This is a genomic window from Aliigemmobacter aestuarii (assembly GCF_004799285.1).
GTDB classification, from domain to species: domain Bacteria; phylum Pseudomonadota; class Alphaproteobacteria; order Rhodobacterales; family Rhodobacteraceae; genus Aliigemmobacter; species Aliigemmobacter aestuarii.
Window position 1 is genome coordinate 1,172,877 of sequence record NZ_SSND01000001.1, and the last position, 21,312, is coordinate 1,194,188.

Annotated in this window: 22 protein-coding genes; 10 read left to right on the top strand and 12 right to left on the bottom strand. The window is 65.0% G+C overall.

Features of this window, described 5'->3' with window-relative positions; all coding sequences use genetic code 11:
• The first annotated feature begins 32 nt into the window (after nucleotides 1–32).
• The 7 genes from rnpA (at nucleotide 33) to yihA (ending at nucleotide 6,757) form a co-directional block, all read left to right on the top strand.
• Nucleotides 33–488: a ribonuclease P protein component gene (rnpA, locus tag E7811_RS05665; RefSeq protein ID WP_136393570.1), complete on the top strand. Its 456-nt coding sequence runs from the start codon at nucleotides 33–35 to the stop codon at nucleotides 486–488.
• Nucleotides 485–742, top strand: coding sequence for a membrane protein insertion efficiency factor YidD (gene yidD, locus E7811_RS05670; protein ID WP_136393571.1), 258 nt, complete (start codon nucleotides 485–487; stop codon nucleotides 740–742). Before rnpA ends, yidD begins: the two co-directional genes overlap by 4 nt.
• 126 nt (nucleotides 743–868) lie before the next feature.
• Nucleotides 869–1,753, top strand: a complete 885-nt coding sequence (gene ttcA / locus E7811_RS05675; RefSeq protein ID WP_136393572.1) for a tRNA 2-thiocytidine(32) synthetase TtcA — start codon at nucleotides 869–871, stop codon at nucleotides 1,751–1,753.
• Nucleotides 1,754–1,826: 73 nt separating this feature from the next.
• The gene (locus tag E7811_RS05680; protein WP_136393573.1) at nucleotides 1,827–3,374 is read left to right on the top strand and encodes a putative bifunctional diguanylate cyclase/phosphodiesterase; all 1,548 of its coding nucleotides are present in this window, start codon (nucleotides 1,827–1,829) and stop codon (nucleotides 3,372–3,374) included.
• Between the two features lie 151 nt (nucleotides 3,375–3,525).
• Complete coding sequence (yidC, locus tag E7811_RS05685) at nucleotides 3,526–5,364, top strand: membrane protein insertase YidC (RefSeq protein WP_136393574.1); 1,839 nt, start codon at nucleotides 3,526–3,528, stop codon at nucleotides 5,362–5,364.
• Nucleotides 5,361–6,107: an MOSC domain-containing protein gene (locus tag E7811_RS05690; RefSeq protein WP_136393575.1), complete on the top strand. Its 747-nt coding sequence runs from the start codon at nucleotides 5,361–5,363 to the stop codon at nucleotides 6,105–6,107. The genes yidC and E7811_RS05690 overlap by 4 nt, the downstream gene beginning before the upstream one ends.
• Entirely contained in the window at nucleotides 6,104–6,757 is a 654-nt protein-coding gene (gene yihA / locus E7811_RS05695; protein WP_136393576.1) for a ribosome biogenesis GTP-binding protein YihA/YsxC, read from the top strand. The genes E7811_RS05690 and yihA overlap by 4 nt, the downstream gene beginning before the upstream one ends.
• Nucleotides 6,758–6,815: 58 nt before the next feature.
• Here yihA and E7811_RS05700 read toward each other — a convergent pair whose 3' ends face one another.
• On the bottom strand, nucleotides 6,816–7,547 hold the full coding sequence (locus E7811_RS05700) for an SDR family oxidoreductase (RefSeq protein WP_136393577.1): 732 nt from the start codon (nucleotides 7,545–7,547) through the stop codon (nucleotides 6,816–6,818).
• A gap of 149 nt (nucleotides 7,548–7,696) precedes the next feature.
• On the opposite strand from E7811_RS05700, the gene argB reads away from it, so the two are divergent.
• From argB to E7811_RS05715, 3 genes are read left to right on the top strand one after another with little or no spacing between them, the layout of a single operon-like run.
• A complete protein-coding gene (argB, locus tag E7811_RS05705; RefSeq protein ID WP_136394250.1) occupies nucleotides 7,697–8,572 on the top strand; it encodes an acetylglutamate kinase in 876 nt (291 codons plus the stop codon).
• Nucleotides 8,573–8,595: 23 nt separating this feature from the next.
• Nucleotides 8,596–9,246, top strand: a complete 651-nt coding sequence (locus tag E7811_RS05710) for a ferredoxin (RefSeq protein WP_136394251.1) — start codon at nucleotides 8,596–8,598, stop codon at nucleotides 9,244–9,246.
• Entirely contained in the window at nucleotides 9,243–9,752 is a 510-nt protein-coding gene (locus E7811_RS05715) for a SixA phosphatase family protein (protein WP_136393578.1), read from the top strand. The genes E7811_RS05710 and E7811_RS05715 overlap by 4 nt, the downstream gene beginning before the upstream one ends.
• A 141-nt stretch (nucleotides 9,753–9,893) precedes the next feature.
• On the opposite strand, the gene E7811_RS05720 is transcribed toward E7811_RS05715, so the two are convergent.
• From E7811_RS05720 to E7811_RS05770, 11 genes are all read right to left on the bottom strand, one after another.
• On the bottom strand, nucleotides 9,894–10,691 hold the full coding sequence (locus E7811_RS05720) for an amino acid ABC transporter ATP-binding protein (protein ID WP_394345607.1): 798 nt from the start codon (nucleotides 10,689–10,691) through the stop codon (nucleotides 9,894–9,896).
• A 21-nt stretch (nucleotides 10,692–10,712) separates the two neighbouring features.
• Nucleotides 10,713–12,191: an amino acid ABC transporter permease gene (locus E7811_RS05725; protein ID WP_246020231.1), complete on the bottom strand. Its 1,479-nt coding sequence runs from the start codon at nucleotides 12,189–12,191 to the stop codon at nucleotides 10,713–10,715.
• Nucleotide 12,192: 1 nt separating this feature from the next.
• A complete protein-coding gene (locus E7811_RS05730) occupies nucleotides 12,193–13,461 on the bottom strand; it encodes an amino acid ABC transporter permease (protein WP_136393580.1) in 1,269 nt (422 codons plus the stop codon).
• Between the two features lie 143 nt (nucleotides 13,462–13,604).
• Complete coding sequence (locus tag E7811_RS05735; protein ID WP_136393581.1) at nucleotides 13,605–14,624, bottom strand: amino acid ABC transporter substrate-binding protein; 1,020 nt, start codon at nucleotides 14,622–14,624, stop codon at nucleotides 13,605–13,607.
• 231 nt (nucleotides 14,625–14,855) lie between these two features.
• Nucleotides 14,856–15,563 carry an ATP12 family chaperone protein gene (locus E7811_RS05740; protein WP_136393582.1) on the bottom strand — a complete coding sequence of 236 codons (708 nt, stop codon included), beginning with the start codon at nucleotides 15,561–15,563 and terminating at the stop codon, nucleotides 14,856–14,858.
• Nucleotides 15,560–16,609, bottom strand: coding sequence for an RluA family pseudouridine synthase (locus tag E7811_RS05745; RefSeq protein ID WP_136393583.1), 1,050 nt, complete (start codon nucleotides 16,607–16,609; stop codon nucleotides 15,560–15,562). Before E7811_RS05745 ends, E7811_RS05740 begins: the two co-directional genes overlap by 4 nt.
• Nucleotides 16,606–16,980: a fluoride efflux transporter CrcB gene (crcB, locus tag E7811_RS05750; protein ID WP_136393584.1), complete on the bottom strand. Its 375-nt coding sequence runs from the start codon at nucleotides 16,978–16,980 to the stop codon at nucleotides 16,606–16,608. The genes E7811_RS05745 and crcB overlap by 4 nt, the downstream gene beginning before the upstream one ends.
• Before the next feature lie 102 nt (nucleotides 16,981–17,082).
• A complete protein-coding gene (locus E7811_RS05755; protein ID WP_136393585.1) occupies nucleotides 17,083–18,396 on the bottom strand; it encodes a replication-associated recombination protein A in 1,314 nt (437 codons plus the stop codon).
• A gap of 51 nt (nucleotides 18,397–18,447) precedes the next feature.
• Complete coding sequence (locus tag E7811_RS05760; protein ID WP_136393586.1) at nucleotides 18,448–19,845, bottom strand: Do family serine endopeptidase; 1,398 nt, start codon at nucleotides 19,843–19,845, stop codon at nucleotides 18,448–18,450.
• 79 nt (nucleotides 19,846–19,924) lie between these two features.
• The gene (locus E7811_RS05765; RefSeq protein ID WP_136393587.1) at nucleotides 19,925–20,512 is read right to left on the bottom strand and encodes an acyl-homoserine-lactone synthase; all 588 of its coding nucleotides are present in this window, start codon (nucleotides 20,510–20,512) and stop codon (nucleotides 19,925–19,927) included.
• 60 nt (nucleotides 20,513–20,572) lie between these two features.
• The gene (locus tag E7811_RS05770) at nucleotides 20,573–21,184 is read right to left on the bottom strand and encodes an autoinducer binding domain-containing protein (protein ID WP_136393588.1); all 612 of its coding nucleotides are present in this window, start codon (nucleotides 21,182–21,184) and stop codon (nucleotides 20,573–20,575) included.
• Nucleotides 21,185–21,312: the final 128 nt, after the last annotated feature.

Consider the following 21,312-nt stretch of genomic DNA (forward strand, 5'->3'; position numbering starts at 1 on the left):
CCCGTGCATTGCGGGGTGAAGGGTTGCAAGACATGACACCGCCGGAGGCACAGGGGGCAGGCAGACATGCCGGGGCACCCGAAGCGCCCCCGGCGGTTTCGCTTTCCCCGACGTCCGGCCCCCGGCTGACCGTGATCGCCCGGCGCGCCGATTTCCTGCGTGCCGCCCAGGCCCGCAGACAGGGTACCCCCGGCTTCCTGCTTCAGGCGCGCGAGCGCAAGGATGACAGCCCCGCGGTGCGGGTGGGCTTTACCTGTTCCAAGAAGATCGGAAATTCTGTGGCACGCAACCGCGCCCGGCGGCGCCTGCGCGAGGTGGCGCGGGCCGTCCTGCCCGCGATGGGGCGGCCGGGGTGGGATTACGTGCTGGTCGGGCGGCCGGGCGCCACGATCGAACGCGATTTCGCCCTGCTTCTGGGCGACCTCCGGACAGCCCTCGGCCAGATCCACGCGGCCAGGTCGCCGAAGCCCTCCGAGGGGCTGGCATGAGCCCGCTTGCCCATATCGTCGCGCTGCCGGTGCGGGCCTACCGCCTGCTGCTGTCGCCCTGGGTCGGGCATGGCTGCCGCTATCAGCCGACCTGTTCGGCCTATGCGATGGAGGCGCTGGAACGCCACGGCGGGCTGAAGGGCGGCTATCTGGCCGCGCACCGGATCTGTCGGTGCCACCCCTGGGGCGGGCACGGGTACGACCCGGTGCCGGGGGCCGACCCCGACCATGACGCCCGACAAAAGCAGGGGTAAGGGGGCGCTGCCCCCTTGCCGCCGATGGCGGCTTACCCCCGGGGTATTTGGATCAGGTTGAAGATGCGATCTGTCTTTTTGCCTGCGCCTCTGGCATAGGGGCGCAGACGATCAGGAAGCCTTGCGATGCTGGACGACGATACCGCAGACGATATTCACCCGCTGTTCCACGGCGCGCCGAAATCGACCGAGTTCAAGAAGCTGCGCAAGCGCATCGTGCAGAACGTGCGCGAGGCGATCGACACCTATGGCATGATCGAGCCTGGCGCGCGCTGGCTGGTCTGCCTTTCGGGCGGCAAGGACAGCTACACGCTTCTGGCCATCCTGCACGAGTTGAAATGGCGCGGCCTCTTGCCCGTGGATCTTCTGGCCTGCAACCTGGACCAGGGTCAGCCCGGCTTTCCGGCGACGGTCCTGCCCGAGTTCCTGACCCGGATGGGCGTTCCACACCGGATCGAATACCAGGACACCTATTCGGTCGTCGTAGACAAGATCCCGCAGGGGCGCACCTATTGCAGCCTGTGTTCGCGGCTCCGGCGCGGCAATCTTTATCGCATCGCGCGCGAGGAAGGGTGCAGCGCCGTTGTCCTGGGCCATCATCGCGACGACATCCTCGAAACCTTCTTCATGAACCTCTTTCACGGCGGGCGGCTGGCGACGATGCCGCCGAAGCTGGTGAACGAGGATGGCGACCTTTTTGTCTATCGGCCGCTGGCCTTCGTGGCCGAGGCCGATTGCGAAAGGTTCGCCCGCGCGATGAACTATCCGATCATCCCCTGCGATCTTTGCGGCAGCCAGGACGGGCTTCAGCGCCAGCAGGTCAAGCAGATCCTCGATGGCTGGGAGGCGCGCAGCCCTGGCCGCCGTCAGGTGATGTTCCGCGCCCTGATGAACGCCCGGCCCTCGCACCTGCCCGACCCCGGCCTGTTCGACTTTGCCGGCCTTGTGCGCGGGGCTGTGCAACCCTCGGGAATTGAGGAAAATCCTCCGCAACTTCGTGGAGCGGATTAAGAAAGCCATCAGCGCGAGTCCCTAGTCTGGGGGCAACGGCAAGTGTCGTTGCGGTGATCGACGGGGGCGCAGGATGATCTATCGGGTGAACGGGCCTTGGGCCGACCGGCTGAACTGGATGCTGAATCAGTTCCGACGACCCGAACTGATGGTTTTCCTTCCGGCGATCACGCTGGCGGCCTTCTGGCTGGGCGGGGAGGAAAGCCTGATCCTCACCGCGCTGGCGGCCCCCCTGATCTTTGCAATGGCCGGGGCGTTCCGGTTCGAACAGGCGCTTGCGCCGCCGATGCCCGACGGGCTGGTCGGCCTGGCCCTGCGCCAGCAACTGATCCCGGCGATGGATGCGATCATGGCGGACACTGCCGCCAGCGGGCGGACGACCGGCTGTCTTGTCCTGCGGCTGGACGATCACCGCTCCCTCGCGGACCGGCACGGGCGCGCGGCCATGGCCGAGGTTCTGGCGCGCTGTTCCGAACGCATCTGTTCGGCGCTCCGCGAAGGCGATCTGGTGGCGCGGCTTGAGGATGGCGGCTTTGCCCTGGCGCTGGCGCCGCAGCGGCGAATCGACCTTGAGGCGATGGTGCAGCTGTCGGCCCGGCTTCAGGCTGCCGTTTCACCGCCGATCCATCTGGATGGCACGCGGATCTATGTGACCGCCTCGGTCGGCTTCTGTCTGGCGGCGCGGGCACCGGCCGCAACCGGCAGCGCGCTTCTGGAAGCCGCCGAAATGGCCGCCGAGAATGCGCTGCGCCACGGTCCGGGGGCGATCCGCGCCTACGCGCCCGAAATGTCGCGCCAACGCGCGGATCGCGACGGGTTCCGCCATGTCCTTGAACTTGCGCTGGACGAGGGCCAGATCCGCCCGCATTTCCAGCCGCAGATCAGCACCGACACGGGCGAGGTGACGGGGCTCGAGGCCCTGGCGCGATGGAACCATCCCGAACGCGGCTTGCTGACACCGGGCGAGTTCCTGCCCGCCCTGGAAGAGGCGGGGCTGATCGAACGACTGGGCGAGACGATGCTGCATGCCTCGTTGCAGGCGCTGAAGGAATGGGATGCGGCGGGTCTCCGCGTGCCGGTGATCGGGGTCAACTTCTCGGGCGGCGAACTGCGCAATCCGCGCCTTGCCGAAAAGCTGAAGTGGGAACTGGACCGGTTCGGCCTGATGCCCGACCGGCTGGCGGTGGAAATCCTGGAAACCGTCGTGGCCCATACCGACAATGACGTGGTGGTACAGACCATCGCCTCGCTCGCGCGGCTCGGCTGCGGGATCGACCTTGACGATTTCGGCACCGGCCACGCCTCGATCGCCAACATCCGGCGTTTCTCGGTCCGGCGGATCAAGATCGACCGGAGCTTCGTGACCAGGATCGACAGCGACCGCGACCAGCAGAAGATGGTGTCGGCGATCCTGTCGATGGCCGACCGGCTGTCGCTGGAAACGCTGGCCGAAGGGGTCGAAACCGCGGCCGAACATGCCATGCTGGCCCAGCTTGGCTGCCAGCAGGTGCAGGGCTTCTGGATCGGCCGGCCGATGCCATATGAGGCGGTCAGGCCCTGGATCGAGGCGCGGCGCAAGGCGCAGGCCGCCCTGCCCCGGATCGGGCGCAAGGCGGTCTGAAGACCGGTCGCACCGCCCCCGGACGCCCCATGCGCGACTTATCCGCAGAAGCGCCGCACGCGGCCCGTGGAAAAGCCCAAAACCGCTTGACCTTTCCTGCCCCCTTCTGTTGAACCACCCCTGACCTGAAACAGGAACGGCGGTGGTCCCGATGGACGATCAGAACAAGAACCTCATTCTGGCAACCGTGCTGAGCGCGCTTGTCATCATCGGCTGGATGGTGTTCTTCCCGCCGCCCGAACCTGTGGTGGACCCCAACGCCAACACCGCCGCGCAGGGTGTCGCGGGCGATGTCGCGACCCCGCCCGCCGCAGGCGACGCGGCCACCGCCGCAGCCCCCGCGCCCGAGGCGCAAAGCCCCGTCGCCACCGCCCCGCGCGTGACGATCGACACGCCGCGCCTTGCCGGGTCGATCTCGACCTTCGGGGGGCGCATCGACGACCTGTCGCTCAAGACCTATCGCGAAACGCTGGACGCGGGCTCCGACATTGTGCGGCTGCTTTCGCCCGTCGGCCAGGACGGCGCCTATTACGCGCTTTACGGCTGGGCCCCCGGCGGCGCGCTGTCCTTCGAGGATGTGCCGGGCGCCAACACCCGATGGACGATCGCGGGCAATGCGACGCTGACCGTGGACCAGCCGGTCAGCCTGACCTGGTCGAACGGCAAGGGACAGACCTTCACCCGCACCATCGCGGTGGATGACCATTACATGTTCACCGTGACCGACCGCGTTGAAAACGCGGGCGCCGAACCGGTGACTGTTGCGCCCTACGGCGTTGTGGCGCGCCACGGCCTGCCCGAGGGGCTGCAGAATTTCTTCGTGCTGCACGAAGGGGTGGTTGCCCGTGCCGATGGCACGCTGGCCGAAATCGACTATGACGAGGTCACCGACTTTCCGGTGGTCGAGCGCGAGGGCGCGCAAGCCGAGGTGGTTGAGGCCACCGCCGACGGCTGGATCGGGTTCACCGACAAATACTGGATGACGACGCTGATCCCGGAACAGGGCAAGCCCTTCACCAGCGTGACCAAGTTCGTCGCCAATGCGAACATCTACCAGACCGAGGTGCGCCAACCCGCCGTGACCGTTGCCGCGGGCGCCACCGCCGAAACCACATCGCGCCTCTTTGCCGGGGCGAAGGAATGGGAAACCATCCGCCGCTACGAACGCGAGGGCGGGATCGCCGGTTTCATCGATTCGATCGACTGGGGCTGGTTCTTCTTCCTGACCAAACCGATCTTTGCCGTGCTGCACTGGCTCAACGCCATGATCGGCAACATGGGCCTCGCCATCATCGCGCTGACCTTCGTGCTGAAGCTGATCGTGCTGCCGCTGGCCTACAAGTCCTATGTCTCGATGGCGCGGATGAAGGAACTTCAGCCCGAGATGGAGGCGCTGAAGGAACGCTGCGGCGAGGACAAGCAGCGCATGCAGAAGGAGATGATGCAGCTTTACCGCGACAAGAAGGTGAACCCTGCCGCGGGCTGTCTGCCGATCCTGATCCAGATCCCGATCTTCTTCAGCCTCTACAAGGTGATCTTCGTTACCATCGAACTGCGGCATGCGCCCTTCTTCGGCTGGCTGAACGACCTTTCGGCACCCGATTCGTCGTCGATCTTCAACCTGTTCGGCCTTCTGCCCTGGGCCGCGCCGGAAGCCGGGTCGATCATGGCGCTGATCTTCATCGGTGTGCTGCCGATCCTTCTGGGGATCACGATGTGGCTTCAGCAGAAGCTGAACCCGGCGCCCACCGATCCTGTGCAGCAGCAGATCTTCGCCTGGATGCCCTGGGTGTTCATGTTCATGCTCGGCGGCTTCGCCAGCGGCCTTGTGGTGTACTGGATCACGAACAACGTCATCACCTTCGTGCAGCAGTACCTGATCATGCGCAGCCACGGGCACACGCCCGACATCTTCGGCAACATCAAGGCCGGGATCCGCAAGAAACCCGCGACCGCAAACACGACCCCGGCCAAGAAGACCCGGAAATGACGGCACGGCTTGCCCAGATCCGGCGCCACCCGATCAAGAGCCACGGGCGCGAGGCGCTCGCCTCCGTCCGGCTTTCGGCGGGGGCGGGCCTGCCGTGGGACCGGCACTGGGCCGTGGCGCATGATGCCGCCCGGCTGGAGCCCGGCTGGAACCCTTGCCAGATGTTCGCCCGCGGCGCCAAGGCCCCGGCGCTGATGGCCATTTCCGCAGCCCTGGACGAGGACAGCGCAGCCATCACGCTGCGCCACCCGGACCTGCCCGACCTGACCTTCCGCCCCGACGATGCGGCCGATCAGGCGCAGTTCATCGACTGGGTGATGCCGCTTGCCCCGAAGGACCGCCCGTTGCCCGCCCGCATCGTCTCGGCCGGGCGGATCATGTCGGATACCGATTTCCCCTCGGTCTCGGTCCTGAACCTGGCGTCGAACCGGGCGCTTTCCGAACGGATGGGGGTTGACCTGTCGCCCGAACGCTGGCGCGGCAACCTCTGGGTCGAGGGGCTGGCCCCCTGGGAGGAATTCGACCTGATCGGGCGCACGCTGGCCATCGGCGAAGCGCGGCTGAAGATCATGGAGCCGATCGCCCGCTGCAAGGCCACCACGGCAAATCCCGCGACGGGCCGGATCGACGCCGATACGCTGGCCGCACTCAACCGCCATTACGACCACCAGGAATTCGGCGTTTACGCCACCGTCGAACAGGGCGGAACGATCTCGATCGAGGACGAGGTGCGCGTGCTTTGACCGGCCTGACCTTCACCCTTGCCCCCGAACCCGACGATCCGTCGCGCGAACGCGGCCGGCTTCTGTTCGCCGGGCCGGTGGATTTCGTGAAAGGCGTGGTGGCGATGTCCGGCCTGCCCCCGGCCGACCGGGTGGAGATCTGTTTCGCCGGCCGGTCGAACGTGGGAAAATCCAGCCTGATCAACGCGCTGACCGGTCGCAAGAACCTGGCGCGCGCCTCGAACACGCCGGGCCGGACGCAAGAGATCAACTTCTTCGCCCTGGGCGACAGCCGCTATCTGGTCGACCTTCCGGGTTATGGCTTTGCCGAGGCACCGGTGGCGGTGGTCGCGAAATGGCAGGCGCTGCTGAAATCGTATCTGGCGGGCCGGCAGACCCTGCGCCGCGCCTTCGTCCTGATCGACACGCGCCACGGCATCAAGAAGGTCGATGACGAGATCCTGACGCTGCTCGACAAATCCGCCGTCACCTTCCAGGTGGTGCTGACCAAGGCCGACAAGGTGAACCGCGCCACCCGCGAGGCAACGATCGAACAGGTCAAGGCGGCGCTGGCCCGACACCCCGCAGCCTATCCCGAGATCGTGGTCACGAGTTCGGAAAAGGGCGAGGGGCTGGAAACCCTGCGCGCCCTTATCGCCGGGCTGGAGTGAACCGGCTTCGCCTGGCGCGCGGCGACGAAAATTCTTCGTCGAAGAATTTTCGCCCCCCTCAGACGTGCTGCGCGCCGTTGACCTCGATCTCGGCGCCCGAGATGTAGCTCGACTGTTCCGAGCACAGGAACCAGATCACATCGGCCACCTCGCGCGGTTGGCCAAGGCGTTGCAGGGGCAGCCGTTCGACAATCTTCTCGGTGCCGGGCGACAGGATCGAGGTTTCGATCTCGCCCGGCGCGATGGCATTCACGCGTACCCCAAGCGGGCCGAAATCATGCGCCATCTCGCGCGTGAGCGCCGCAAGCGCCGCCTTCGAGGTGGCATAGGCCGCCCCGGCGAAGGGATGCACCCTTGCCCCCGCGATCGAGGTGACATTCACCACCGATCCCCGCGCGGCGGACAGTTCATCCTTCAACCCGCGCGCCAGAACGATCGAGGCAAAGAAATTGACGTGGAACACCTGCCCCCAGGTGCGCAGGTCGGTTTCCAGCGTGTTCAGCCGTTCGCCCCCTGACCCCTTGGGGCTGATTCCGGCATTGTTCACCAGCGCGTGCAGGCGGCCGTTGACCTTTTCCTTGATCGTACCGATGGCCGCGATGGTCTTGTTCGGGTCGGCAAGGTCGATCTGGATGTGGTTCTCTTCGCCCCCCGGCCAAGGGCAGCGCGGATCGAAGGGTTGGCGCGAACAGGTCAGAACCCGCCAGCCTTCGGCCGAAAAGCGTTTGACCGTGGCATGGCCGATCCCGCGGCTGGCCCCCGTCAGCACCAGTGTCTTCTGCTCGGTCATTGGTTCGCCTCCGGCTTGTGTTGCGCAAAACCTACGCCTTTGGTCGGGAAAGGCAAGCCAACCCGGCGCTTGGCAGGGGTGGTCAAAGGGGCTATGCCTCGGCGGAACACCCGCCCCCTGGATCCCAGATGAAAAAGCAGACCCTGACCATGGAAGATGCCATCAACACCGCCCGGATGTTGTCCGAGGCGCTGCCCTATCTGCAACGCTATTCCGGCGCGGTGGTCGTCGTGAAGTTCGGCGGCAACGCCATGGGCGACGACGAGGCGATGGCCGAATTCGCCCGCGACATCGTGCTGATGCGCCAGGTGGGCGTGAACCCTGTCGTCGTGCATGGCGGCGGGCCGATGATCAACGAGATGCTGCAGAAGCTTGGCATCAAGTCGGAATTCGTGCGCGGCAAGCGCGTCACCGACAAGGCCACCGTCGAGGTGGTCGAGATGATCCTGTCGGGTCTGGTGAACAAGCGGATCGTGCAGGCAATCAACGATCAGGGCGGCCGCGCGGTGGGCATTTCCGGCAAGGACGATGACCTGATGGTCTGCGAGGCCGACGACCCCGAACTGGGCTTTGTGGGCCGCCCCGTGGAAATGAACGTGCAGGTGATCCGCGACCTTTACAACGCCGGGATCATCCCCGTGATCGCGCCTGTCGCCACCGGAATGAAGGACAACGAAACCTTCAACGTCAACGGTGACACCGCCGCCGGCGCCATTGCGGGCGCGCTTCAGGCCGACCGGCTGCTGTTGCTCACGGATGTGTCCGGCGTGAAAAACGCCGCGGGCGAGGTGATGACCCAGATCACCCCGGACGAGGTGCGCCAGATGACCACGGATGGCGTGATCGCAGGCGGCATGATTCCCAAGACGGAAACCGCGCTGATGGCGCTGGATCAGGGCGTGCGCGCGGTCACCATCCTTGACGGGCGCATTCCCAACGCCTGCCTGCTGGAGCTTTTCACCGATCACGGCGCGGGCAGCCAGATCCGGTCTACCGCGCCCCGTGTCACGCCGCGCCGCCGCTGAGGGGCGGGCGGGCCATGCCGGACCTGCTGGCGCAGATCGAGGCCCGCCTGTCCGCACAGGCGCTGTCGGTCCTTGGCGGATTTCACGCCGGGCCGGGCGACGACCTGCCACAGGGCACGCGGACGCTGCTTCTGATCGGCCCGCGCGAGCCGGGCTTCTGGCCGCATTTTACCGCGAGCGCGGAATGGCAGGACGGCGCGCCTGACCCGATGGACCGCTGGTCGCGCCGGGTGATCGGGCGCCTCGCTTGCGATCTGGGGGGCAAGGCGCTGTTTCCCTTCGGCGGCCCGCCCTATCGGCCGTTCTTTTCCTGGGCACTGCGAACCGGTCGCGTCTGGCAAAGCCCGATCCGCCTGCTGGTGCATGACCGGGCCGGGCTGATGGTCAGCTTCCGCGGGGCGCTGGCCCTGAGGGAAAGCGTCGCCCTGCCCCCGCCACCTCCGGCCTCGCCCTGCGACGGCTGCGCGGCAAAGCCCTGCCTGACGGCCTGCCCAAGCGGCGCGCTGACCGGGGAAGGCTATGACGTGCCTGCCTGCCAGGCCTTCCTGCACCGCCCCGAGGGCGCGCCCTGCATGGACGAGGGATGCGCCGTGCGTCGCGCTTGCCCGGTGTCGCGCGCTTATGCAAGGATGGCGGAACATTCGGCCTATCACATGAGGCAGTTCCGCAAATGACCAAACGCCTGATCCTGACGCGGCATGCGAAATCAAGCTGGGACGATCCGCTGACCCCGGATCACGACCGCCCGCTGAACGATCGGGGCAAGGCTGCCGCGGCGGATCTGGGCCAGTGGCTGGCCAGCCGCGATTATATCCCCCAGGTGGTGCTGTGTTCCGATGCGCTGCGCACCCGCAAGACCTGGAGCGGGATCGCCCCGGCCCTGCCCGGCGACATCATTCTGGAACTGAAACCCGCGCTCTATCACGCGGGGCCCGACGTGATGCTGGCGGTGCTGCGCCATGCCAGAGGCGACACGGTGATGATGATCGGCCACAACCCGGGCATCTCGGAATTCGCGGCGCGCCTGGTGGCACGACCGCCGCTCAATCCGGAATTCCAGCGCTATCCCACCGGGGCGACGCTTGTCGCCGACTTTGCCATCGACGACTGGTCCGAGGTGGGCTGGGGCATGGGCGCCGTGGACGATTTCATCGTCCCGCGGGAAATCGGCGCTCTCTGATCGACCGCCACGAAACCCGACTGCGGACCCGCCCTTCCGGGCGGGCTTTTCAGTCTGGTGCAAATATCCTCGGGGGGTGAATTGGCCGGAAGGCCAAGAGGGGGGCAGACAGCCCCCCTCTCTGATCTCGACGCCTTGATATCAATGCCCCAGGATCTGGCTCAGGAACAGCTTGGTGCGTTCGTTCTTGGGGTTGTTGAAGAACTCTTTCGGTTCGTTCTGTTCGACGATCTGCCCCTGATCCATGAAGATCACCCGGTTCGCCACGGCCTGGGCAAAGCCCATCTCGTGGGTCACGCACAGCATGGTCATCCCCTCTTCGGCCAGCTGGATCATCGTATCCAGCACTTCCTTGATCATCTCCGGGTCAAGGGCCGAGGTCGGTTCGTCGAACAGCATGATCCGGGGCTTCATGCACAGCGACCGGGCGATCGCCACGCGCTGCTGCTGGCCACCCGACAGCTGGCCGGGGTATTTGTGTGCCTGTTCCGGAATCTTCACCTTTTCCAGGAAGTACATCGCCGTTTCTTCCGCTTCGCGCTTGGGCACCTTGCGGACCCAGATCGGGGCAAGCGTCAGGTTCTCCATGATCGTCAGATGCGGGAACAGGTTGAAATGCTGGAACACCATCCCGACCTCGGACCGCACCTTGTCGATGTTCTTCAGGTCGCTCGTCAGTTCGGTCCCGTCCACGACGATCTGGCCGGCCTGATGTTCCTCAAGCCGGTTGATGCAGCGGATCAGGGTGGACTTGCCCGAACCCGACGGCCCCGCGATGACGATCCGTTCGCCCCGCATCACCGTCAGGTCGATGTCGCGCAGCACGTGGAAGGTGCCGTACCACTTGTTCATCCCCGAGATCTGGATCGCGATGTCGCTTTCGGAAACCTTCATGTGGCTCCGGTCGATCTTGCGGTCGATGCCGTGTTCGATATTCATTTCGGTCATTTCCCGGGCTCCTTAACGGTGGTCCGTCTTCAGCTTGCGTTCCAGGTACATGGCGTAGCGGGACATGCTGAAGTTGAAGATGAAGAAGATGGCGGCGACGAAGATGTAGGGCTCCCAATAGATGCCCTTCCAGTCGGTCGACGCACGCACGATGTCGGTGATGCCTTTCAGCGGATCGAGAAGGCCGACGAAGACCACCAGCGTGGTGTCCTTGAACATCCCGATGAAGGTCGACACGATCCCGGGGATCGAGATCTTAAGCGCCTGCGGCAGGATGATCAGGCGCTGCGCCTTCCAGTAATCCAGCCCAAGCGCATCCGCGGCCTCGTACTGGCCCCGCGGCAGCGCGGCAAGGCCACCCCGGATCACCTCGGCGATATAGGCCGCGGCAAAAAGCGTGACCATGATGATCACCCGCAGGATGATATCGAAGTTTGTCCCCGGCGGCAGGAAGTAGTTCAGCAGCAGCGAGGCCGTGAACAGCAGGGTGATCAGCGGAACGCCACGGATGAATTCGATGAAGCAGACCGACAGCGCCTTGACGAGGAACATGTTGGATTGCCGCCCCAGCGCCAGCACGATGCCGAAGGGCAGCGACAGCGCGATGCCCGCCACACCGATGGTGATCGCCAGCACGAAACCGCCGAACTTGTCCGAACCCACCGCCTCGATCGAGAAGGGGATGATCCGGTTCAGGACATCCGCCGCAACGCCCGCGCCATAGATCCACCACAGCACCGGCACGAGCAGCATCGCGACAAGCTGTGCCGGGCCGCCGAAGGGTTGCGCGGCGCGGAAGGCAAGCCAGCCGATCACGAAACCCGCCAGCGCCACCACGGGCAACCAGACGGAGCCGCCCCAAAGCAGCCAGAAGCCAAGGCCCGGATAGATCGCCGTGAACCAGATCAGCTTTGACGGTGCAAAGATGTGGACCGCCCAAAGAACGGCCAGCACCAGCGTCACTGTCAGGATCGCGGCCCAGATGCTGTGCGCGGCGGCGTCGGCCGGGTCGATCAGCCGGAATTCGGCCACCGTCACGAAGGCCAGCACGACAAGGGAGACGACCCCCATCACCCGGTTGGCAACCCGGCGATTCGCGGCGAACAGGACCGGCGTCAGGGCAAAGAAGAGAAGCCCCAGCGCAAGGATCGCGCGCCAGTACAGGTCAGAGGGGTAGAAACCGAAGGCGTATTGCTGCCAGCGGTCCTTGATGACGGCCCAGCAGGCGCCGTGATGCCCCTCGCCCCAGGAGGCGGCGATGATCTCGCGACACTCCGAAAGGGTCGAGGCATTCCAGACCGAGGCGGCAAGCCAGGGCCAGGCGGAGGCGATGAGCCAGACGACGGCCGCAGCGCCCAGGATCGTCAGCGCCGAGTTGATCGGCCCCGCGAACAGGTTTTCGCGCATCCACTTGACCGCGCCCATCTCGCGCCCGGGGGGCGGTTGCTGGGCCAGCATCTGGGTGCGGACATAGGAGACCTGATTGTTCATCTCAGCGCTCCTTCAGCTTGACGGACTTGTTGTAGACGTTCATCGCGCCCGAGATGATCAGGCTGATCGTCAGGTAGATGCCCGCCATCAGAAGGATCGCCTCAAGCTCGCGGCCGGTCTGGTTCAGGGTGATGCCCCCAAGCGTGCCGCGCAGGTCCAGATAGCCCACGGCAATCGCCAGCGACGAATTCTTCGTCAGGTTCAGATACTGCGAAATCAGCGGCGGGATGATCACCCGCAACGCTTGCGGCAGGATCACAAGGCTCATGGTGCGGCCCGGTCGCAGGCCAAGGGCAAAGGCCGCCTCGGTCTGGCCCTTTGAAATGGCCTGGATACCGGCGCGCACGATTTCCGCGATGAAGGCCGCGGTATAAAGCGTCAGCGCCAGCCACAGAGCCATCAGCGAATTGGTGACATTGATCCCGCCGGCGAAGTTGAACCCCTTCAGTTCCGGGTATTCCAGATGAAAGCCCATGAACCACAGGAAGGCGACAACCGGCCCGAACAGGGTCAGAAGCGATTTCCACCAGGTCGTGGGGCGGACACCCGTCGCTTCCTGCACCGCCGCCGCATGGGCCAGAATGCGCCGGTTGGCCCAGATGCTGCCCGCGATGATCGCCACAAGGACAAGGAAGTTCACGCTGATGTGGACGATGCCCAGGCTGATCGTGCCCAGGTCGCGCACGTACATCGGGTTGGGGATAGCGGTGTAGCGGTTCGTGATCGCGACGCTGTCACCCAGGATCATCGAGGCCCCTGCCACGCCTTCGGCATTCGGACGGAAGGCATTGGGCGCGGGCATCGCTTCGGTAAAGACCGCATAGACCAGAAGGATCCACAACAGCAGCGGGACGTTCCGTGTCACCTCGACATAGACGGTCATCAGCCGCGCGACGATCCAGCTTTTCGAAAGCCTCAGCACCCCGGCAAACACCCCAAGAATGGTCGCCGCGATGCAGCCCAGGACCGACACGAGGAGGGTGTTCAGAAGACCCACCAGCATCGCACGGGCATGCGTGCTGTCGTTCGTGTATTCGATCAGGCGCTGACTGATGTCATAGCCCGCCCGGTTGCCAAGGAAGCTGTAGTCGAACACCGGGTCCTTCCCCAGTGCGCGCAGATTGTCGACGGTGTTGTCGATCAGCCAGGCAATACCGGCCATGAACAGCATGAAGATGACGACCTGGATCGTCAGTGACCGGTAGCGGGTATCGTAAAGAAGCATGCTGAGCCGAAAGGTGTCTTTCGGCACGTCATGGACATTTGCCATGCGCTTTCCCCCTGTGATGAACCTGCGGAGCCGTCGTTGCGGCGGGAATGGCGTCGTTGCGCCCCCGCGGGTTCTGTTCGGTTATTCTGGGTCGAAAGAAGGGAAAGAGGGGCGCAAGATGCGCCCCTCCGGTCGATGAAGGATCAGCGGAACGGCGGGCTGTACAGCAGGCCGCCCTGGGTCCACTGGGCGTTCAGGCCGCGCGCCAGGCCGATCGGGGTCGATTCACCGATGGTGGCGGCGAAGATCTCGCCATAGTTGCCGCTGGCGGCGATCGCCCGCTTGGCCCATTCCTTGTCCAGCTTGATCATCGCGCCCAGATCGTCTTCGGACGAGCCGAGCAGACGCTTCACTTCCGGGTTCGGCGAATTGGCGGCCTGTTCCTCGAGGTTGGCCGAGGTGATGCCGTATTCTTCGGCCGCGACCAGCGCGTTCAGGGTCCACATCACGATGTCGCCCCACTCGTTGTCACCGTGACGGACCAGCGGGCCCAGCGGTTCCTTCGAGATGATTTCCGGCAGGATGATGTGGTTTTCCGGGTCGGCAAAGGCCGCGCGGGTGGCGGCGAGACCCGAAGCGTCGGTGGTGTAGGCGTCGCAGGCACCGGCCAGATACTGCTGTTCGCCTTCCGCGTTCGTCTCGATCGCGACCGGCTGGTATTCCATGTTGTTGGCCTTGAAGTAGTCGGCCAGGTTCAGTTCGGTCGTGGTGCCGGTCTGGATGCAGATCGTGGCCCCGGCCAGTTCCTTGGCCGACGAAACGCCCAGATCCTTGCGGACCATGAAGCCCTGACCGTCATAGTAGTTCACGCCGACGAAATCGAACTTCAGGTCGGTGTCGCGCGAGAAGGTCCAGGTGGTGTTGCGGGCCAGCATGTCGACCTCGCCCGAAGCCAGCGCGGTAAAGCGGGTCTGACCGGTGGTCGGCACGAACTTCACCTTGGCCGGGTCGCCCAGAACGGCGGCCGCGACCGCGCGGCACACTGCAACGTCAAAGCCGGTCCAGTTGCCGTTGGCATCCGGAACCGCAAAACCGGTCAGACCGGTGGTCACGCCGCAATTCAGCTCGCCGCGGGCCTTCACATCGTCCAGCGTCGCCGCCGAAGCGATGCCGGCCGACAGGGCGGCGGCAGAGAGCGTGCCAAGGAATACGGATTTTTTCATGCTTACCTCTTCCTGAGTTTCCGCCGGATTTGCGGCGGTTTTCTTTGTTGGTTCCCGTTCACGGGTCTGAAACTGGCGAAGGATCGCCCCCCAGTGAGGCGCAGTTTCAAACAAAGCGCTTTGAAAGGTCAAGAGGCACGACGGCAGAAAGGAAATTTAGCGCGAACATAAGGTCTTGGCCCCTGCAGCGCGCAATTTCCTTCTGGGCGATAGGAAGGGTTGGACAGATTGTTACCGACACAATCCGTAGAATCGTGCCGCATGAAGCAGATCGGCCCTTTTGCGGGCGGCGGATTCGGCGGCTTCCTCGTCCTCGCCCCAAAGTTCGGCCTGCCAGGTCTCGTCGATCCGCGACAGGGTCCAGGCCTCTTCCGCCGACAGCCGCCCGTCGATCACCGCCAGCCCAAGGACAAGCGATCCTGAGATCGCCACCAGATCGTGCAGCGCGGCCAGTTCGAAGGCCGTGGTCGACCGCACGCGCTGTGCAAGGGCGTCGAGGCTGGCAGCGTCCTGCGGCACCGGTATGACGCCGATGCCCGTTTTCAGCGGGGCGTTCTGGGTATCGTGCGCCCAATCCAGCAACGGGTCCCAGCCGGTCTTCTGGCGGATGACAAGGCCTTCGGGTTCCTCGGCGCGATAGCACAGAAGATCACTGGCGCCATAGGCCGCGATCATCCCGGCCACATCCGCGAACTGCACGCGCACCTTGTCGATGGCGGAATTCGCGGTGCGGGTGCAGGGCATGGTTTCGGGGCGCACGACACCGTCCTGCGCGTTCCATTCGGCGGCGATCGCCTCGGCCAGGGCGCGTGTCGGCACCACAAGCGGCGCCTTCGCCGGGGTCTTGACCGGCCGGCCATCCAGCCGCACGGTGAACCCGCCCTCGCAGGGCTCGGCCGTGGCCGTTTTCCAGAACCGCTTTGCCGTCCAGCCGGTCATTTCGCACGGTCCCCGAACGGATCGGCGGGCACATCCGTCTCGTTCCAGTCGAGGGCCTTCCAGGTCTTGGCCATGTGATCGGGCAAGGGGGCGACGAAGGTCAACAGCTTCTTGGTGATCGGGTGTTCTATGGTCAACTGGCGGGCGTGCAGATGCAGCTTGCGGCTGATCTCGCCGCCGATTTGTGCGCCCCAACCGTCGCCCGCATTCTCGGCGCTGGAGCCGCCGTACTTGCCGTCACCGATGATCGGGTGACCCAGCTCCGCCATATGGGCGCGAAGCTGGTGGGTGCGCCCGGTGACGGGTTCCAGCGCCATCCAGGACAGCCGGTTGCCCAGGAACCACAGAGTGAAGAAATCGGTCTGCGCGCGCTTGGCTTCGGGATGGTCTGCCACCTTCGCCGGGTGGATGCAGATCATCTTTTCGCCCTCGCCGCCGCGCCCGTGCCCCGGCGCCTTCATCAGCGCGTATTTGATGCTGCCCATCTTGGGCTGCGGCACACCGGCGACGACGGCCCAATAGATCTTGCGCGTGTTGCGGTGGCGGAACGCCTCGGACAGGGCACGCGCGACACGGTCTGTGCGCGCCAGCACCAGAACGCCCGACGTGTCCTTGTCCAGACGGTGCACAAGCTTGGGCCGGTCCTTGTAGCCGAACTTCAGCGCCTCGGTCAGGCCGTCCACGTGGCGGTCCCCCTGCCCCGACCCGCCCTGCGAGGGCAGCCCCGGCGGCTTGTTCAGCACGATGATGTGTTCGTCCCTGAAGATCACCGCATTCTGGATCATGCGCGCATCGGCGGGGCTGACCCCGTCGGGCCGCGGCCGCGAGGGCGCATCGACCGACGGCAGGGGCGGTACGCGGATCACCTGCCCGGGGCCGACCCGGTCGGATGCCTTCGCCCGCGCGCCGTCTACCCGCACCTGCCCGGTGCGGCACATCTTTTCCACCGCGCCTTGGGTGACATGGGGAAAGCGCCGCTTGAACCAGCGGTCAAGGCGCTGTTCGCCCTCGTCCTCGGAAACGGTCAGAAGTTTCACACCGCTCATAGCATCTGCCTCGCCACGATCAGGCCGGCGGCAATGGCCGCAAGCGAAAGAAGGACCGACAGCAGGACATAGGCCCCCGCCGCCATGACCTGACCCCGCTCCCACAGGGTGATCGCGTCCAGTGAGAAGGCCGAAAAGGTGGTGAAGCCGCCCAGAACCCCGGTCATCAGAAAGGGTGTGGCCTTCGTGCCACCCTTCTGCACCAGAGCCACGACCAGAACGCCCATCAGAAACGATCCCAGCACGTTCACGATCATCGTGCCGTAGGGGAACCCCGCGCCAAGCCAGTGCCGTGCGGCGACATTGGCCAGATGGCGCAGCGATGCGCCGAGAGCCCCCCCAAGGGCAACCTGTGACAGCGTAAGGATCATCCGCCTGCAATCCTTTGCCCGCACCGCATTGTCAACACCTGCCGCCGGCAAACCGATTTTTCTGCGAAAAATCGCCCTTCCCGATCTTCGCAGAAGATCGGGTCAGCCGACCTGCCGTTTGCTGCGGAGCCGGGCGAAATAATCCACGCGCTTTTTCAGCTCGCGCTCGAAGCCGCGTTCGGGGGGCGTGTAATAGACCGGGCGGCGCATGCCTTCGGGGAAATAGTCCTGCCCCGAAAAGCCATCCTCGGCATCGTGGTCATAGGCATAGCCCGAACCATAGCCCTGATCCTTCATCATCCGCGTCGGCGCGTTCAGGATATGCTTGGGCGGCATCAGGCTGCCGGTGTCGCGCGCGGCCGCTCGCGCCGCCTTGTAGGCCACATAGGCCGCGTTCGACTTCGGCGCCAGCGCCAGATAGACCACCGCCTGCGCAAGCGCAAGTTCGCCTTCGGGGCTGCCAAGGCGTTCGTAGGTCTGCCAGCCCTGAAGGCAGACTTCCTGCGCCTGCGGGTCGGCGAGGCCGATATCCTCGACCGCCATCCGGGTCAGGCGACGCGCCAGAAAGCGCGGATCCTCGCCCCCTTCCAGCATCCGCGCGAACCAGTAGAGCGCCGCGTCCGGATCGGAGCCGCGCACCGATTTGTGCAGCGCCGAGATGAGGTTGTAATGTTCGTCGCCCGACTTGTCGTATTTCGCCGCCCGCCGCATCAGACGCTGGGCCAGCTGATCCCGCGTCAGAGGATGCGCCAGCTTCCACGAGGCGACCTGTTCCACAAGGTTGAGAAGCGCACGGCCATCGCCATCGGCCATTTCCAGCATCGCCTCGCGCGCCTCGCCATTCAACGGCAGCGTCCGGCCCAGTTCCTTTTCCGCCCGTTGCGCCAGCCGTTCCAGATCGGCCAGCGACAGACGTTCCAGAACGATCACCTGCGACCGTGACAGAAGCGCGGCGTTCAGTTCGAATGACGGGTTCTCGGTGGTGGCGCCGACCAGAAGGATCGTGCCGTCTTCCATATGCGGCAGGAAGCCGTCCTGCTGCGCCTTGTTGAACCGGTGGATCTCGTCCACGAACAGAAGCGTGCCCTGCCCGTTCTGGCGGCGCAGCTTCGCGGCCTCGAACACTTTGCGCAGATCCGGAACACCAGTGAAGATCGCCGAAATCTGAACGAAGGCCAGATCGGTTTCAGCGGCCAGAAGCCGGGCGATCGTCGTCTTGCCCACGCCCGGCGGCCCCCAGAGGATCAGCGACGACAGGCTTCCGGCGACCAGCATCGCGCCCAGCGGGCCTTCGGGCGACAGCACCTTTTCCTGCCCGATGACCTCGGCCAGCGTGCGCGGGCGCAGCCTGTCGGCAAGGGGCCGCGGGCCTTCTGCATGGGCAGGCTGGGGGGCTGTATCGAACAGGTCAGGCATGGGCCGACTGTGACGCGGGTTCGGGCCTTGCGCAATGGCCGCCGCGACCCCTCACAGGCGGAATCGCATGCCGATGCGCTGGCCCCCGCGCAAGATATCAACGCGCCAGAAGCGTTGCGTGGATTGCGTGGCGCGCGCCACATCGGCGGTCGTCAGGATCGGCTGATCGGCGATGGCCAGAAGGATGTCGCCGGGACGCAGGCCCGTGCGCGCGGCCAGATCCTGCACATCCGTCACCACCACCCCTTCGGAAGATGGAGGCAGGTCCATCTCGGCCTGCACGGCGGGGTTGATCCGCGCGACCGACAGCCCCCGGAACCAGTTTTCGCCGGTGATCGTCACGGCCTCGCGCGGGGGATCCTCGGGCGGCGCGATCAGCCGCACCGCGGCCTCGCGACGGGTGCCGTCGCGCAGGTAGATCACCTGCAGTTCGGATCCGATGCCCGCGGCGGACATGCGGAAGATCACCTCTTGCGGACTGTTCGTCATCTGCCCGCCCAAAGACAGGATCACGTCGCCCGCCACCATTCCCGCCGCGGCAAAGGGGCTTGCGGGGTGCAGGCTGTGCAGGATCACGCCTTCGGGACGGTCAAGGCCAAGGGCCTCGGCAAGGCCCGCATCCACCTCTTGCCCGGTGACGCCGGCCCAGGGCCTGCGGAACCGGGTTTCCCCGGCCTTGGCCTGATCGACGACGCTGGCCACCAGATTGGCCGGAATCGCAAAGCCGATTCCGTTCGATCCGCCAGAACGGGTCAGGATCGCCGTGTTGATGCCCACCAGACGGCCCGCCATGTCGACCAGCGCGCCGCCCGAATTGCCGGGGTTGATGGCGGCGTCGGTCTGAAGGAAATAGCCGCGCCCGTCGCCGACCGACGCGACCGACCGCGCCAGCCCCGACACGATCCCCGAACTCACGGTCTGGCCAAGGCCGAAGGGGTTGCCGATCGCCAGCACCAGTTCGCCCACCTCGACCTCGTCGGAATTGCGGAAGGGAAGCGCGGGCAGGTCCTCGGCCCCCTGAAGCTGCAGGACGGCCAGATCGCTTTGCTGATCGGCCAGCAGGACATCGGCCAGATATTCGCGGCCATCGTTCAGGACCACTCGGATTTCGGTCGCCTGGCCGACGACATGGTGGTTCGACACCACAAGCCCGTCGGGCGACACGATCACGCCCGATCCCAGCGAATTCTCGATTTGCGGCGTGACCTGCCCGAAGTCGCGGAAAAGCTGGTCGAAGAAGGGATCGGCGGCGAACATGCTTTGCCGGCGCTGCACCACGACGGTGGCATAGATATTCACCACCGCCGGTGCGGCCGCCTTGACCACCGGCGTGAAGGACAGGGTGATCTGCGATTGGGAAGACGGCACGACGGTTTCGGCCCGAAGGGGCGCAGCCACCGAAAGTGCCACGAGAATCAGGGTGCCAAGAAGGCCGCGTGCGGTTGCCATCCGTGCCTCGCTGCGATGTAGGGTTCGCCCTGCGATATGGAACCGCAGCGCAGGAACCGCAAGCCGGTCTGGCCCCGCGTCAGTGCAGCTTTTCCGCCAGATTCACCCAGACGGCCTGGCTTTCATAGCCTTCGAAGGTCAGGATGCGCCCGGCCGGTTCGATGTCGAGGTTGCAGCGCGAGGCCCAACGAGGCCAGTTGGCCGGGATGATGCCGATGACGCGGGTCGCGCCCAGATCGCGCGCGGCCTTGGTCATCTCCATGATCAGATGGGCATGCACCATGCGGCGGATCTTCATCGGCGTGGTATGCGACACGAACACCCGGCTCGATTCCCAGATATGCGGATCAACGGGCGCCTCGAAGTCGATCAGGTCCCGCGGGATCGATTCCAGCAGGCCGCGCTGCGCATCGCGGATCATGTAGGAATAGATGCCACAGCGCGTGGTCGTGGGCGTCAGGCGGATGCCGGCAAGGATTTCAAGCCCGTCGTGCACCGCGATCCAGCGGCTGGCCGGGGTGTCGTACTGGTCGTATTCCATCCCGTCTGCCTCGGGAAGGTCCCAGCCGTTCTGGACGATGAACGATTGCCGCCGTGCACGAAACAAGTTTGCCAACAACTCGCCATGGTTGTGCATGTTGGCAAAAGAGAGCGTGGTCGTCTGCATTTTGTCGTCTCCGGCTAAGTCATTCGTTATTCCGGAAACCCCGCGTCGACAGGAGACGGACTAGATCAGGCGATAGTCTTTCGCCCGCTGAATGGCTTCAGCCGTAGTCCGAGCCAGGAGCCTGATGCGAGCCGAGTTCAGCCGCGCCTTGAGCGCGCTTTCCGAAATGCTGAGCTTGGCCGCAGCTGCCGCATGGCGATCTCCTGCCGCAATCAGCCGCAGGGCTTCGATCTGCGCTTCCGTCAGACTTTCCGGCGGCTGCGTGATTTCGTGCAGCCGCAGGACGATATCCTGGAAACGCCTTACCTCATCATCTGCAAACTCGCGATCCGACCGGGCCATGCCGGCAATGGTGCGCGAGGATACCGGGCCGCATGCCACCGCGGCACCATACACCAACCCGTGTTCCGCGGCCTCCCGAAGGATGCCGAAGGTATCGGGGATGGCCATCTCACTCCACCGGGTGGCACCGATGGTCGAAAACCCCCAGGCGACCATCGGGTCACGCATGGCGTAACCGTGTTCGGTATAATGGTCGGTCCAGTTCTGGTCGTAGGTGCTGAACGTCACAAGCGGCGAAGTGAAGCGGATGTGCAGACCCAGATAGTAACCGGCCGGCGCCAGAAGCGTCAGCTGATGCAGTTCCAGATCTATTCCAAACTTTACGGACATGTATCTTCGACGGTCAGCGATTCTCTTCGGAGAATATGTTGGGTTTTGGAAACGATCCACCATTGAATCAAGCAAGACGATATTTGATGGTTAACAATGGGTTAATTTTGTCTCTTAATGTGGTTTTC